The 14,676-nt window shown below is 32.9% G+C and carries 12 protein-coding genes; 1 reads left to right on the top strand and 11 read right to left on the bottom strand.

The features are described 5' to 3' along the window. Positions 1–8: 8 nt before the first annotated feature. The 10 genes from ABDJ41_RS06930 to ABDJ41_RS06975 all read right to left on the bottom strand — a co-directional run bounded on the left by ABDJ41_RS06930 (position 9) and on the right by ABDJ41_RS06975 (position 10,197). Positions 9–1,184: a glycosyltransferase gene (locus tag ABDJ41_RS06930; RefSeq protein ID WP_349785142.1), complete on the bottom strand. Its 1,176-nt coding sequence runs from the start codon at positions 1,182–1,184 to the stop codon at positions 9–11. After that, the gene (locus ABDJ41_RS06935; protein ID WP_349785143.1) at positions 1,181–2,368 is read right to left on the bottom strand and encodes a glycosyltransferase; all 1,188 of its coding nucleotides are present in this window, start codon (positions 2,366–2,368) and stop codon (positions 1,181–1,183) included. The genes ABDJ41_RS06930 and ABDJ41_RS06935 overlap by 4 nt, the downstream gene beginning before the upstream one ends. Before the next feature lie 2 nt (positions 2,369–2,370). Next, the gene (locus ABDJ41_RS06940) at positions 2,371–3,150 is read right to left on the bottom strand and encodes a glycosyltransferase (protein WP_349785144.1); all 780 of its coding nucleotides are present in this window, start codon (positions 3,148–3,150) and stop codon (positions 2,371–2,373) included. A gap of 14 nt (positions 3,151–3,164) precedes the next feature. Beyond that, positions 3,165–3,782: an acyltransferase gene (locus tag ABDJ41_RS06945; RefSeq protein ID WP_349785145.1), complete on the bottom strand. Its 618-nt coding sequence runs from the start codon at positions 3,780–3,782 to the stop codon at positions 3,165–3,167. A gap of 110 nt (positions 3,783–3,892) precedes the next feature. Next, a complete protein-coding gene (locus tag ABDJ41_RS06950) occupies positions 3,893–5,155 on the bottom strand; it encodes an O-antigen ligase family protein (RefSeq protein ID WP_349785146.1) in 1,263 nt (420 codons plus the stop codon). A 27-nt stretch (positions 5,156–5,182) separates the two neighbouring features. Beyond that, on the bottom strand, positions 5,183–7,357 hold the full coding sequence (locus ABDJ41_RS06955; RefSeq protein ID WP_349785147.1) for an exopolysaccharide transport family protein: 2,175 nt from the start codon (positions 7,355–7,357) through the stop codon (positions 5,183–5,185). Positions 7,358–7,381: 24 nt separating this feature from the next. Next, positions 7,382–8,062 (bottom strand): TolC family protein, encoded by a 681-nt coding sequence (locus ABDJ41_RS06960; protein ID WP_349785148.1) that lies wholly within the window; start codon positions 8,060–8,062, stop codon positions 7,382–7,384. A 76-nt stretch (positions 8,063–8,138) separates the two neighbouring features. Then, the gene (locus ABDJ41_RS06965) at positions 8,139–9,224 is read right to left on the bottom strand and encodes a sugar transferase (protein ID WP_349785149.1); all 1,086 of its coding nucleotides are present in this window, start codon (positions 9,222–9,224) and stop codon (positions 8,139–8,141) included. Beyond that, on the bottom strand, positions 9,221–9,604 hold the full coding sequence (locus ABDJ41_RS06970) for a response regulator (RefSeq protein ID WP_349785150.1): 384 nt from the start codon (positions 9,602–9,604) through the stop codon (positions 9,221–9,223). The genes ABDJ41_RS06965 and ABDJ41_RS06970 overlap by 4 nt, the downstream gene beginning before the upstream one ends. A gap of 224 nt (positions 9,605–9,828) precedes the next feature. Beyond that, positions 9,829–10,197, bottom strand: coding sequence for a hypothetical protein (locus ABDJ41_RS06975; RefSeq protein ID WP_349785151.1), 369 nt, complete (start codon positions 10,195–10,197; stop codon positions 9,829–9,831). A gap of 401 nt (positions 10,198–10,598) precedes the next feature. Here ABDJ41_RS06975 and ABDJ41_RS06980 point away from each other — a divergent pair, with 401 nt between their 5' ends. Continuing rightward, a complete protein-coding gene (locus tag ABDJ41_RS06980; RefSeq protein WP_349785152.1) occupies positions 10,599–14,135 on the top strand; it encodes a response regulator in 3,537 nt (1,178 codons plus the stop codon). Positions 14,136–14,142: 7 nt separating this feature from the next. On the opposite strand, the gene ABDJ41_RS06985 is transcribed toward ABDJ41_RS06980, so the two are convergent. Next, positions 14,143–14,613 (bottom strand): YMGG-like glycine zipper-containing protein, encoded by a 471-nt coding sequence (locus tag ABDJ41_RS06985; RefSeq protein WP_349785154.1) that lies wholly within the window; start codon positions 14,611–14,613, stop codon positions 14,143–14,145. Positions 14,614–14,676: the final 63 nt, after the last annotated feature.

Genomic DNA, 14,676 nt, shown 5'->3' on the forward strand with positions numbered 1-14,676 from the left:
TTTTGCAACTATTTCGTTGTCTTTTCTATATAGTGTTCTGTTGCGACTGATATTTTATTAGCTATGCGAGCTTTCATTAGTGCCAATACCTGGAAATAAATAAATTTAGGTATGGCTATCAATGATTTATATATTTCCTTTTTTGCTTTAAAGTGTATCAATGACTTTATAAAAACAATTACAAAACCAATGCCTAAGATAGCAAACAAAATGGCTATTTTGGGCATGATAAAGAGATTAACTAAAAAACAAATCATGGAAAGAAAAAGCAATATAAAAAGTGGAGGTCTGCACAACATAATTCCATAAAGGAATTGATTCCAGTTAAATTTAAAGAGCCCTGTTAATAACATTTTTAAACCCAGGCGGAAAAATTTAAACCACGTATTAATCCATCTAGCTCTTTGCTTAACCAACTGATCAGATTTTGCCGTTTTTTCATCTAAAACAACGGCCTTCTCAGAAAAAGCAATTTTGAGCTTTCTGATTACAATTTCATACTGAAGGATTTTATCAAACCCCGCCCCATTGCTATCCAAATCTTTCAGGCATTCTATATATAGGGTAGTGCTAAAAGCCATTCCTGACCCAGATAGAGAGGAAGAGGAACCTGCTTTAGTCAGTAGAAACTTATCTACATAACGATAGTAAATGTCATTTGCGGCATCCAGACAAGCATAATTAGAATTTAAGTTTTTTGCTTCACGAACGCCCTGCACTGCCTGGTATCCTCTTTCAAATACTTTATTCAACTCAATTAAATAATTTGGCTCTACTAAGTTATCACTGTCTATAATAGTTAAACGTTCATGGTTGCGTTTAAAATTATTTATAGCATAAAAATGAGATTTAACATTGCTTGCTAATACTGTTTCAGGACGAAGTACAATTACCTTCTCATCATCAAATGTCAGACTAGAAACATCACAATTATCAGCTACGATATAAACCAAATAGTTACTATAATTGAGACTAAGAATAGACCGAACAACATCAGGAATTAAATCAGTTTGCTGATAGGCTGTAACAATAACAGCATAATCGGTTTCGACAACATAATCGGATTTTTCTTTCGATGAATTGGGAACAAAAAATCTAACCAACCATAGAAAAATCGGAAAGATTAAATGTATTATCACATATGCCTGCAATACATAAAACAATAATAATAGACCTATCATCATGCTTTCAATAAAGTATTAATTTCATTCATCATTTCCTGGACACTATTTTCCCAGGTATGACCAAATGCAAAATCTTTCCTTGCCAATCTACGTTCTTCGCTATCTTCATGAATGGCAAGTTTTATTAATTTGATATAATCCTCCTTATTATCTGCTAAATAAACAAAATCACTAAAAAACTCCATAGTTTCTGTACGTGTAGCCACAACAGGTTTACCTAATGCAAGATACTCATCTATTTTTCTTGGGTAATTACCACGGGTAATTGCATTTACAACTTGCGGATTAATGCAGATATCAAAAGTATTGATATAAACAGGAAGATCCGAGACTTCCTTTTGTCCAAGGAAGTGTACGTTATTCAAATCATGAAGTTTGCTGGCTCTGAATACATCATCTTCTGGCCCAACTAACACAATTTGATAATCTATATATTCCATTGCAATATGTAATATAATATCAACATCCAACCGCGACGCACTAACCACTCCTACATACCCGATGATGGGACCTTTTAAATGATTTAAATCATCCGGTTTTATATCATTAACATCTTTAAAAGACTCAATATCACAGCCCTGACCAACATTAAACGACCTTATATTATACTTTCTACAATATGTAGCAAGGTATTCTGAATTGGCAAAACAAAGGTCACTTTTAGCAATCAATTCGGGTTCAAGTGTTTCTCCATGTTTTTTCCAGTAATCCACACCAATCATATAATCCCGTGAGTAATAAATGCTCAAAACTGGTTTAAGATAATCAGCGAGGTAAAATGCTTTAAACATCTCATTATCATTAAACAGAATTACATTTTGAAAATTTAATGCTTCTAGAGCCTTAGCAATAGACTTAGATAACTTTCGGTTATTCCTTTTATTAAAAAACCTAAATAGGCTTAATGAATTAATCCAGTTAATAGACTCTACTAAACAATCCGGATAATAGTTCCACAAGTTATCCTGTATTTTTATTAATCCACTTTCTTGTTTATTTACCACATTGATTCTCTTTTGAATTTTAGGATCCTTTTTATTTTTTATTAGGCTGATCCTATCCAAAGGTGAATTGATATACAAAACTCTATTTGTCTTACTCCATTCCAGGGCAATGTTTTTACAATTACTTCCTATATCCGTATCCCAGGGTTGCTGACCTATAATGATAATGTCATTACTCATAATCAATATTTTTTAAGAAAATAACTGTAATTAAATATATACTGTCTATAAAGATACCGCATAAGACTCACAACAGGATTATTACTATTTCTCCAAAAATCTCTTTTAACTGTACTAGGCTCTGCAGAACTATTTATTTGATCAAAAACAGATTTAAAATCATTATATAAATATCCTTTTCCTTTATTTCTTAAAAAAGATATCATCATATCAAATTCAATTTTGTCGGAGTGTTTTGTTTCATTATACCTTCCGAACTTATCTAAAAAGGTACTTCTACGGATATGTGGGTGATCGCTATACAAATGGAATTTATTGGTATCCGCAGACCAAGGGTCAAATATCATTTCTGAGAAACCATCTCTGTAATACTTTACTTTTGGATGTGCAAAATACGAATAGAACCTCACATAGTCAGCCTCTGGATTATCTAATAAAATTCCCAATCCATCTTCCAAAACTTTTTGAAAGCCTGGTAGTGGAACAAAATCCTCTTGAACATACAATGTATAAGGCTTAGTCACAGCATCCTGCCCTTTATTAATATTATTTCCTAATCCACTATTCTTAACTGCCTTTAATAGCTTAAATTCAAACTTCTTATGAAGATTTTCTATATAATTAATATGTTCCTGTTTACTACCATCATCAGAAATCAGAATTTCACCAAATGTAAAACCATATGATGCGAAAGATTCTAATAATCGCTCTAATGATTTACTTCTGTTATAATGTGTAACCAGTAAAGTTACTTGCTCAAAACCTCCCTTTTTTTCAGACATTTCCTTTATCCATATTAAAAAACCTTTTCCCAGATTAAAGTTTCATTATTATAACGCTTTATGACTCTTGCAGGATTACCTACTGCTATACAAAATGGAGGAACATCCTTTGTTACAACACTTCCTGCTCCTATCACACTATGCTTGCCAATGCTAACTCCAGCAGTTATTACACTATTTGCTCCAATCCAGACATCATCCGCAATCATTATTTGTTTTACATTTACAGGTTGAGAGGCAGGCGGAATGCTTATATCTTCATAACCATGATTTAAACCAGAAATAACTATATTTTGAGCTAACATTACGTGATTACCAATTGAAACCGGCCCTATAATCACATTACCAAGACCTATAATACTCTCATTGCCAATAACTACTGCTCCAACTCCATTATTAATTGTTGCAAAATCTTCAATAATTGATTTTGCACCCAATTCAAATGTGTTAAATGGAAATACATCCATACGTGTTTTACTTCGAATGATTGAGTGTTTACCTTTTTTATGCTTAAATGGATTTAAAAACATTCTAACCCAAAGCCTTGGCCTATGATCATTTGCTGGAATCAACAATGATAAAGCCATTTTCTTTAACTTCGGGTTGGACTTTATTTTTGAAATTATAGACATAAATTACTTATAAAAATTCACTAATCATCTGTCTTTTTTAATCCGCTTATTAAGCCTAATATAAGGCAAATAACTGCGGGCAATGTAAAAATTTCGAATGGCATAATCTACTAACTTAATAATGTACTTTTTTCCATTTTCTCGAGTTTAGGACTTATCATAATAAATACCCATGATAAGTATATCACAATTGATGTAGGCATATTATTGATTACTTCATTTCCATAACTGCAAATCAAAACACCTGCAAAACCAGAAGTTAAAGCAATCATTTTAGTTTTCAAACCAGGGTCTTCAATCCGCCATACAATACCACAACACTTTCCAAGAAAAAACATCATGATGCAAATCCATATAGTTAGTCCAACCACTCCATACATTGCCCACAACTTAACAAAATAGCTATCCGGTTGTACCGTCGACAAATACTTATCTTCGTTATATAGCGTACCATTATAACCGATAACACCTAAACCTCCTCCAAAAGGGCGTGAAGACATATACTCTTTCAGTTTCTGTTGTGTAACAAACCTTACGTTTAAAGAAGGATCTTCCGGATTTAATGCAGTTCTTAACCTGTAAATCTGATAATTACCATCACCCAAATGAGTAAATTTAAGCACCATCAGACAACATGTAGCAATAAAACCTCCAATAATTACAACCTTAAAGTTTTTACTTAGAAATATAGCAAGAAAAACTCCGGGAATTAATGCAAATAGCGCCCCTCTCGTGCCAGAAATAAGCATGCCATAAAAATTGAGCGCTGCACATACAAATAATAATACTTTTTTCCATTTTTTCATGGGTCCTAAAGCCAATACTAATGCAATTAAGGCAATATGCGCTTGAGAAGCACCAAATTGTCCCGCTCCTGTATAAAAAGAAAAGACCCTTAGTCGCCCCCATAACAAATGAGTACTGGCATTTGCTGTAACAAACTCTTGCTCGCCAGGAGTTAAACCAATAAATAGCTGTTTTATACCATTTAATGATGCTAATGTAGAAAGGGCAATCACTAATATTAGAAATACATCCAGGGATCTATTAGTTTTAAAAATCAGAAAGCCTAAAGCAAGGATCATAAAAGGGTAAAAGGCAGTAGTCCTAATCTCAGCTACCCATGCTAAAGTATTTGATCCTGGATTCAATACTTCTAAAATACTAACTAAAAGCCATAATAATAATAAATAGAAAAAGCTGTTATTTAAAGCTTTCCATTCCTCCTTATCAGTTTTAAATATTGCCGCAATCATGGTGATAAATATTACACCTTCAATCACCACCCCGAATGGAAAGCCACCTATCTCTCTTCCAAGAATAATAAACGTAAAACAATAGAATATAAGAAAGTAAAGAAGGAAAGATCGCATTCTAAAATCGAAATAAAATTTATTTATCTAACTTAATCCTTTATCTAAAGTACTAAACCCCGTCTGTTTAATTTGCATTTTATTTAAAACCCATCCCAAAAATCCTGGTAAATTTTTAATATAATCCGTTAACTCCTTATCTCCCTCATTAACAGTCGTTCCATATTCAAATATTGCGATGTTTTTTTCTGTAAACAATAACCATTCTTTAGCAAGATTAATATCATGTAAACTGTTCACATCTACAATAATCAAATCAAACTCTTCCCTGAGCATCTCAAAACCAGCCTTTAGACTCTTCACACTCTGGATCTCCAGCAATGAAGTTCTAGCGGTATTTTTATTCATAATAGTAATAAGATCTTCAGTATGGAATTCCTTCTTGATTAAGAAAGTTTGAAAATTCTGTTTTGTTGTTAATGCTTTTTCACTATCAGTCTTTACGTATGGTGCTTCATCTGCAATAAGTAAAATCTTCTTGCCTGTCATAGCAAAAGCATAAGCCAAGCTATGTGCAACAAATGTTTTTCCTTCATTAGCATTAAGACTAGTTATTCCGAGAATTTTGCTATTATCAGCATCCATTTTCGAACTGATTTCAAACCTGATTGCGCGTAACATTTCACGATACATCTCATAATTCGGATTACCAGATTTATCATTCCAAATCTCCCTAACACTTCTCTCGTTACTGACAATTCTATTTAAGACTCCAATAGTATTCGCATTTGTAGCAAGAGCAAGTTGAGATGTTGTCCTGATGGTCCTATCCAAGATAAATACTACAAAAATATAACCAAGACACAAAAATAAACTTCCAAAACCAGACCCTGCCAGATAAATAATTTTCTTAGACGGCTCAGGATTTCCAGGTAAACCAATTTGTTCAATATTTAAACGAAGTCCCATATTTTTCTCCGTTCTGGTTTGATTATAACGGTCCAATGCTGCCATATAATCTTTAGTTGCTAAATCCGCATCACGTTCATAATTGTGTATGTCGGCATCGTAAGGAACCATACTTGCATACTTTCCCCTTAGCGATTTTAATTCGCCATCCATTGATCTAACAACACTTTTAGCCTGCTGCACACCAACTTCTAAGTTGATCTTCTGTTGAACCAACCCTTGTTTAGAAGCTCTGGGGTCCATCACGTTTTCATCAGCATTTTTAGTACTTCTAGCCTGGATTATCTGCGATAATGAATCAATTTTCTTTTGATCAGAAGCCTTAAATCCTCCATCAATCCATGCAGCATTTGCCGCTTCCAATTTTCTTTTAAGACTTACAATCTCCAGGTTATCAGATCTGCTGCTACCACTTATATAAGCATCGCTACCTCCTAACTTACTTTCAATTGCCGAAATGGCGGCTATGTTTGATTGAATAGTTTTTAGCGCATCAGCTCTTTGAGCTTCATATTGTGTTATTTGTGCATAAACAGTGGCAGACTGTTCATTAAGATTTAAAACGCCTTTATTTCGCTTAAATGAGGAAAGAGCTGAATTCTTATCATTCATTAATGCTTCCTTATTTTTAAGCAAAGAATCTAACAGAACTATATTATTGTTCTGATTTATATTTACATCATAACTATAAATATTTATAAACTCAGTTGCCAAGGTATTTACTATAAAAGCTGAAAGATCAGGATCTTCTGAAACGAATTCAATATTAATAAAGTCGCTATTATCCTGATGTGTGATATCAAGTTTTTCTCTCAATCCTTCTTCATCATATCCCATTGAGCCAACAATGTCATATAATTTATATTTACCTTTATTATCACTAAGCGCAAGAATGGATTTATTTGCTAGCTTTTGTTTAAAGCTATTAATTACTTCCGCTTTGTCTTCTTTAGAAAGTGAATCAATTTTTTCACTATATTTTCTAAAACTTTTATTTGGATTTTCTAAGTCATGTAAAATCAGATTATAAGATAAAAGATTTATCACCTTTTTCATTTTTATCTTCTCCATGATGCCATTAAACTGTTGACTTATGCTGAAGAAATCTACATTTTGCTCAGAAATCACCTTTTTTGAAGGATCCAGTAATCCCGTTGAAATTTGCACATCAGAAGCATATTCTTTTGGCAAATTTTGAACTAAAAAATAAGTGATGCTAACTACAACAATTGGGGTGATAATCAGTAGCCATTTATATCTAAGTAATGTATTCAGGAATGATTTTATGTCCATTTATTAATATCAATTGCGCTGTAATTACTTAATTTCAGCAAGTTTTTCACCTATAATTTCCTCAAGTGCATCTTTCGCTTTAAGATATTCAATTTCCACTTGAATTTTAGCCGCACTTGAAGCAGATACAGCAATACGGGATTGATTATAAGCATCTATAGTTATTTCACCTCTTTCAAATCTTGATCTTAAATTTTCGGCAACCCCCTTATTATCCTGAGCAGTTTGAGTATTGATTTTTAATTTACTTATCTGTAGAATATAATCATAATATCTTGTTTTAACTTCCCTTTCCAACTCCAGCTCATACTCATCTGCCTGGAACTGGGCTACTTTATATTCAGCTTTAGCTTTCTTTACTTGAAATGGCTTTTGAAGATAATTCCCCAGGTTAAAATTAATGCTAAACTGGAAACCATTTACATTGTATGGATTGATTGGATCAAGTACAGCTCTATCTTCCGGTCTATAAAAATAATTTGCATTGAACATGTCGAGGTAAGATACCTGTGCCATTGGAATTCCTGCTTTTGAAGCCTCTTTTTGAGCTTCCCACATTTTTTTTCTAGGAAAATTCTTCTTAGCCAAATTGACGTATTTTTGAAGATCCGCATAGTTTATTTCAGAAATAATAGATTCCTGAGCTACTGCATCTAAGCTTAAAAACATCAGTGATGCAAGAACCATATTTAATAACTTTTTCATGTCTTATTTGTTTTTGTAGGTTAATTTTTCAATTCGATGTATATTTCAATAACATTTTTTATTCTGGGTAAGGCAACTAAACGCTTTCTTTTTGTATGAGTGCCGGGATTGTTTTTAAAATAATTTTCATATCTAATAAAATAGAGTAATTAGCTGCATAATAATTGTCAAGCTCTTTTCTTTCTGTTTCAGACATATCTGCTTTTCCTCTTTTACTAATTTGCCATAAACCAGTCAAACCTGCTGGCCCCAGAAACCTGGTTGACCATTCATTAGTAGTCAACTGTTCTGCTTCATACAAAGGCAAAGGTCTGTTACCAACTAAAGACATATCTCCTATAAAGACATTAATCAGTTGTGGCAATTCATCAATACTTGTCCTCCTTAAAAAAGCTCCGAGCTTGGTTATTCTAGGATCATTTTTAAATTTAACAAATGCTGCTTTACCATTCTTACTATTTGATTCATTAGAATACTGATTAAGGTCGGCAATAGATCCAATCATCTGATCAGCTCCACTCTTCATCGATCTGAACTTAAAGAAATCAAAAATCTTATAGCCGGCACCAACCCTTTTACTCTTATAGATAACTGCCCCTTTAGATTCTAATCTGATTAAAATAGCTACTATAATAAATAGTGGCATTAAACAAAGTAATGCACAACCAGACGCCACTACATCAAATACCCTCTTTGTTAAGGGAGTCTGATACTCCACATCCATCTGTTTTGCAAGCTCGAGTAACTTTGGTTTAATCAATTTAAACTTTATTAGAAAATTAAGGCGTTCATAAAAGTCTTCAATAGGAAAAGGATATGTATAATAATCATTGACTTTTAGTTTAAGAGCCCTACTCCTCCATTCTCTATCTTCCTTAATACCTAATAAAACAATAATTAACCCATGAAGTAAGGGATTATTTTTAATATAACTGATCTGCTCAAAACAGTCTTTATTGTCATCTACTTCTATTAGAATAATATCAGGCAGGCTTAACAACGACCGGCTATCCAAATAATTCTTAAATTCATCCGGATTATCCAAATGTTCTATATTAAAACTATTGCCATAATCTTCAAAAACTGCACTTTTCAACAATTTGCCGAAATACACAATTTTTGCATTTACATCGGGGCGATTAATAGTAGTTGTAATCATCATGCAAGAAGTTCTGTAATATGAGATTTCAAAGTATTAGGATTAAATGGCTTCTCAATAAAACGATCTATTTTAAAAGGCATCTCTTTTACTTTCTCTTCAAGGTCCTCTGCACCAGATAGCATAATAACAGGCGTATTTCGATAAAAACCACTTATTTTAAGATTCCTGATCATAGAGCTACCGTCAAAATAAGGCATCATCAAATCAGAAATAATCAAATCAGGATCATTTCCCTCTTCCAGCCAGGCAATAGCTTCAATACCGCTCGTCTTAATAATCAATGTATATTCAGCGGATAAAATAAAATTCAATAACTTAAGTATACTCGGCTCATCGTCAACAATTAATATTTCTTTTTTCCTACCTTCCTTACTCTCCATGGTATTAAGCGTTTAAATATTGTTTTAAGATAGATTTAATTCAAACTTAAACAAATAATTTCTCAACTACTTCTTTATTAAAAGAATTTTTCTTTATCTGATTACTAATCAAAGTTTATTTCCCATTCTTTCCGAACAAATTTCAAATAGTTTATCAGTATTTTTCACATAACATTCCCATTACAACTGCATAAATGCCGTTGTCTAAAAATATATTTTAAAAATCATTTAGTTTTAATCCTGAAAGATCCTTCCCTTACTTCCCCCTGTAAACAAGAGTTCAACTCATTAGACACTACCCGCCCATACGAATCAATAATCATTAGTCTGATTCCCTGATTTTCCAGCGACTTAAGTTGCGTTTTCAGGTTAAAATCTGTCACATAGAAAAAAGGGATATCTTTACTTCCATCTTTTACAGATACATTAAAATCTTTGTTTTGAACGGAATAACTGATTTGACAATCGTTGCATTCGACACGTAAAACTCCTTTATTGTTAAGGACAACATTCGATAAATCGTTTGTTAATGATTCCTTTTTGCAACTGCAAAAAGACAAAATGAGAAGAATCAATAGGGTTGAGATTTTCATTTTTATTACTTTTTCATCAAACTAATTGAAAAAATCAGGCCATTACCGCATTTTATACTTATCAATATTGAACATTCTCATTAAATCACTGTAAAAGAAGTCAGTTACGGCCTAAAATACTAACTATTAATGCTAGTTTAACAATCAAAATCCCCAAAAAAAACTTCCACACTTCTTTAAAAATTCCCCGTATCGGGGATTTTTATCAACAGTTACTCATTTAAACTCTTGCATAAATAGCCAAATTAGGCCGCCGAATCTAGTAATAAAACTTTAAAATACTTGCTTAACGCTACGTTAGAGCCATTATTGATTTTTTATAGCTTTTACTTAGGCTCATAATGTATAAATAACTATTTTTACCTTGTCGTTAAGTAGATACACTTGACTACCATTTTCTTATGAAATATACGCCGCTTCCCGAAAATGAAAAAGAACGATTAAAAGTGTTAAACAATTCAAAGACATTTGACGCCATATTCGAAGCCCAACTCGAACGTATTACAGAACTAGCTTCATCAACCTGTGATACGAACATTGCTTTTGTTACTTTAATTGATCAGGATAAAAAGTGGTATCGATCAAACAAACTTTTCACTCCAGAGGAAATAGCAATAGAGAATGATCTTTATAGACAAACAATAAAAGGTTCACACTTATTAGAAATATTGAACCTATCTATTAATGAACAATCTAAACCAAACCCTGTCCAGCAATATCTTAAAATTAAATATTACGCAGGTATACGCTTAACAGATGCAGATGGAGTTGTTATTGGAACATTGTCTGTTTTTGACACTAATCCCAGAAAAGAGCTCACATCAAAACAAAAAAGAATTATAGAGCTTTTAGCATCCGAAATCATTTCATTGGTAGAACAGGCTAAAAGTAAAAAAGAATTAAGTCACTTTTTAAGACTATACAAGCTATCCAGTGACCTCATTTGTGAAATGGATATAAATGGAGTATTACATAGAGTAAATCCTGCATTTACCAGCATATTAGGTTGGGCTGAAGATGATTTGCTAAATAAATCATTTTTTAGCTTCCTTCATCCCTACGATTTACAACCTACAAATGATGAATTCAAAAAATTAAATACAGGTAAAAGCACTATAAATTTCAGCAATCGTTTTAAAACCAAAAAAGGAGAATATAAAACATTGCAATGGAATGCTACTACAGAGCCCCAAACACTTAAGGTACTCGCAATAAGCAGGGATATAACTAAAGAAAGAAATGTTCAGCATAAGATTTTAAACAATGAAAATAAATTAAAATCACAACTGGAAAATAGTCCGGGGTTTATGTTTACACATGATCTGTCTGGCAATTTCATTTTCCTTAACAACAATTGTCCCCAGCGATTAGGTTATACTAAAAATGAAATGCTAGGCATGAAGTTATTTGACTTTGTACCTAAAGAGCATCGTCCTGCTGTTGACAATTACCTAAACGAATTAAAAACCACTGGTAAATCAAATGGTTTAATGATCATTAACCACTTAAAAGGTGAACATGTTATTTTGGCATTTGACAGTGTAATTGAAGTTGCTCATACAAATAAGCCATATGTACTAGTTAATTCAATAGATATAACAGAAAGGTATAAGCTTACTAAAGAGCTGAAAAAGCAAAACAAAAAGCTTGAACTAGCCAACACCATTGCAAGACTTGGAAACTGGGATTTAGATTTATCTGCACAGAAGCTCGTATGGTCTGCTGTTGCAAGAGAAATATTTGAAGTCGATACAGATTTTGAGCCCAATCCGGAAAACGAACTGTTGTTTTATAAATCGGGAAAAAGTAGGGATAGTCGTTTTAATGCTTTAAACAACGCTGTACTAAATGGAACCAATTGGGACCTTGAGTTACAACTTACAACTGGAAAGGGTAATAACATATGGATTAGGTCAATAGGTATTCCTTATTTTGCTGATGGCAGATGTATTAATATCAGAGGAACAGTTCAGGATATTACCAAAATAAAAAATATGGAAGCCAATCTAATTGCTGCGAAAGAAGATGCAGAGTTGGCTAACAAAGCAAAATCGGAGTTTCTGGCAAATATGAGCCACGAAATACGTACTCCTCTTAATGGTATTATTGGATTTACAGATTTGTTATTAAAAACTCATTTAAACGAGACGCAACAGCAATACCTCTCCATAGTTACTCAATCTGGAAATGCTTTATTAAATACCATTAATGATATTTTAGATTTTTCTAAAATTGAAGCCGGAAAACTAGAAATGAGTCGGTCAAAATTTAACCTTTATGAACTGGCAGAAGAATCTGCAGATGTAATTAAATATCAAGTACAAAGTAAAGGTTTGGAAATGTTGCTCAATATCTCATCTGATTTACCAAAATACATTTGGGCTGATGAACTGCGCCTCAAACAAATTCTTATTAACTTATTAGGTAACGCTGTAAAGTTTACTGAAAAAGGAGAGATAGAGCTAAAGGTAGAAGCATTAACAGATCCACAATTAAGTGAAATAAAATATAGGATTTCTGTTAGAGATACAGGAATTGGCATTAATCCAGATAAAAAACTAAAAATATTTGATGCTTTTTCACAGGAAGATGCATCAACTACTAAAAAATACGGCGGTACAGGCCTAGGACTTACTATTTCCAATAAACTGCTAGGCTTAATGAACAGCAGGTTACAGGTAGAAAGTACACTGGGAAAAGGGAGTACCTTTTATTTCGAAATTGTCCTTCAATCAGAAGTTGGGGAATCTATTGAAGTACAGAATTTAGATTCAATTAAAAGAGTTCTCGTTGTTGATGATAACACAAACAACAGACTTATTATTAATAAAATGCTTTCTTTGAAAGATATTCAATCATGTGAAGCTAATAATGGACAAGACGCGATCAAATTGATCTCAAATGGAGAAAAATACGATGTTATTTTGATGGATTATCACATGCCAAACCTTGATGGACTCGAAACCATAAAGCGCATAAGAGAAATTCAAAAAGACACTAACAATGAGCAACCTATTGTTTTATTACATAGTTCTTCCGACGAATCAATCATAAAAGCATGTGAAGCACTCAATGTTAAGAACAGATTGTTAAAGCCAATAAAATTAAAGGACATGTACAACTCTTTGTTCAAGGTTATTTCAAAAAAACCTGAGACAAGTAGTTCGATACTTCAGGAACCTGAACGTATGGATGATCATATCCAGGTTTTAATTGCAGAAGATAACGCTGTCAACATGTTACTGGCAAAAACAATTGTTAGAAGAATTGCACCCAATGCCACTATATTTGAAGCTAAAAATGGACTTGAAGCCTTTGAACTTTATAAGACCACTAAAATTGACATCATTTTAATGGATATCCAAATGCCAGAAATGAATGGCTATGAAGCTACTAAAAAAATTAGAGCTGTTAAACAGAATATGCATATTCCTATTATAGCACTAACTGCGGGAAATGTTAAAGGTGAAAAAGAAAAATGCTTTGCTGCTGGAATGGATGATTTCATTTCAAAACCAGTGGTTGCACATACAATTGCATTGTCATTGAAACGATGGCTGAAAGATCAAAAAGAAGATCTTCCAGGTGATTTATCAAATTCATATGAAGACCCAACTTACCATTTTAATATTGAGTTGCTTAAAGAGTACGTTGGAGATGATGCAAGTGTATTGACAAAAGTACTTTCTTTACTCAGAACAGAATTAATGAACTTTTCCAAAGAGTTTAAAGAGTATGCCACAAATAAAGATTTGAGCAAAATTCAGGAATTGGGTCATAAAATGTATGACACTTCAATAGTTTCCGGCCTACCTGCATTAGCAAAGATAGCAAAGAAAACAGGTTCAATTTTAAGCTATAATGAACATGAAATTAACAGCCTGTTATCTTTAACAAGACAAGAAATAAAAACGATAATAAGTCTGATTGTAAAATAACTCCGACCTAATTTTTGGGCTGTACCCTACCCGATTTTCGGTCTTGATCTCTTCCGATTAAGTAACCGGCACCAGCACCTATAACGCCACCAATTGCTGCACCTCTCCCATCTTTTTTATCAACTATAACTCCACCTAAAGCACCTGCGCCAGCACCAATAACAGCACCCTTTGCAGCCTGGCTCCATCCTTTTTTCTTAGCGGGAGCAGGAGCTTCATTATTACTTGCAGATCTGGCTGCAGCTTCATTTTTTTCTGATAATAAAAGTATACGTTGCTCTTCCTTAACTTGAGCTAAACGCTTCTCCTCTTTCTCTTTTTCTTTAGCCACTACTTCAGCTTTTTTAAAACTATCTAGTTTTAAACTATCTTTTATTGCAGCTATAGCTTGTTGTTTTATAAGCGCCTCTTGCTTAGCATTATTTGAACAAGCTGATAATATTATCCCAGATATTACAACAAAAAAAAACTTTTTCATAATCTTATATTTTTAAACTAACCATAGAACATAACGGTTATGTTACAGAAATAGTGCCAAAGG

It is taken from the genome of Pedobacter sp. ASV1-7 (genome assembly GCF_040203335.1).
In the GTDB taxonomy this organism is placed as follows: Bacteria; Bacteroidota; Bacteroidia; order Sphingobacteriales; family Sphingobacteriaceae; genus Pedobacter.

Coding starts and splice junctions, on each gene's coding strand:
- ABDJ41_RS06975 (WP_349785151.1), bottom strand. CDS start 10,197: ATGAAAATCTCAACCCTATTGATTCTTCTCATTTTGTCTTTTTGCAGT.
- ABDJ41_RS06965 (WP_349785149.1), bottom strand. CDS start 9,224: ATGATGATTACAACTACTATTAATCGCCCCGATGTAAATGCAAAAATT.
- ABDJ41_RS06940 (WP_349785144.1), bottom strand. CDS start 3,150: ATGTCTGAAAAAAAGGGAGGTTTTGAGCAAGTAACTTTACTGGTTACA.
- ABDJ41_RS06930 (WP_349785142.1), bottom strand. CDS start 1,184: ATGATGATAGGTCTATTATTATTGTTTTATGTATTGCAGGCATATGTG.
- ABDJ41_RS06980 (WP_349785152.1), top strand. CDS start 10,599: ATGAAATATACGCCGCTTCCCGAAAATGAAAAAGAACGATTAAAAGTG.
- ABDJ41_RS06955 (WP_349785147.1), bottom strand. CDS start 7,357: ATGGACATAAAATCATTCCTGAATACATTACTTAGATATAAATGGCTA.
- ABDJ41_RS06945 (WP_349785145.1), bottom strand. CDS start 3,782: ATGTCTATAATTTCAAAAATAAAGTCCAACCCGAAGTTAAAGAAAATG.
- ABDJ41_RS06935 (WP_349785143.1), bottom strand. CDS start 2,368: ATGAGTAATGACATTATCATTATAGGTCAGCAACCCTGGGATACGGAT.
- ABDJ41_RS06970 (WP_349785150.1), bottom strand. CDS start 9,604: ATGGAGAGTAAGGAAGGTAGGAAAAAAGAAATATTAATTGTTGACGAT.
- ABDJ41_RS06960 (WP_349785148.1), bottom strand. CDS start 8,062: ATGAAAAAGTTATTAAATATGGTTCTTGCATCACTGATGTTTTTAAGC.
- ABDJ41_RS06950 (WP_349785146.1), bottom strand. CDS start 5,155: ATGCGATCTTTCCTTCTTTACTTTCTTATATTCTATTGTTTTACGTTT.
- ABDJ41_RS06985 (WP_349785154.1), bottom strand. CDS start 14,613: ATGAAAAAGTTTTTTTTTGTTGTAATATCTGGGATAATATTATCAGCT.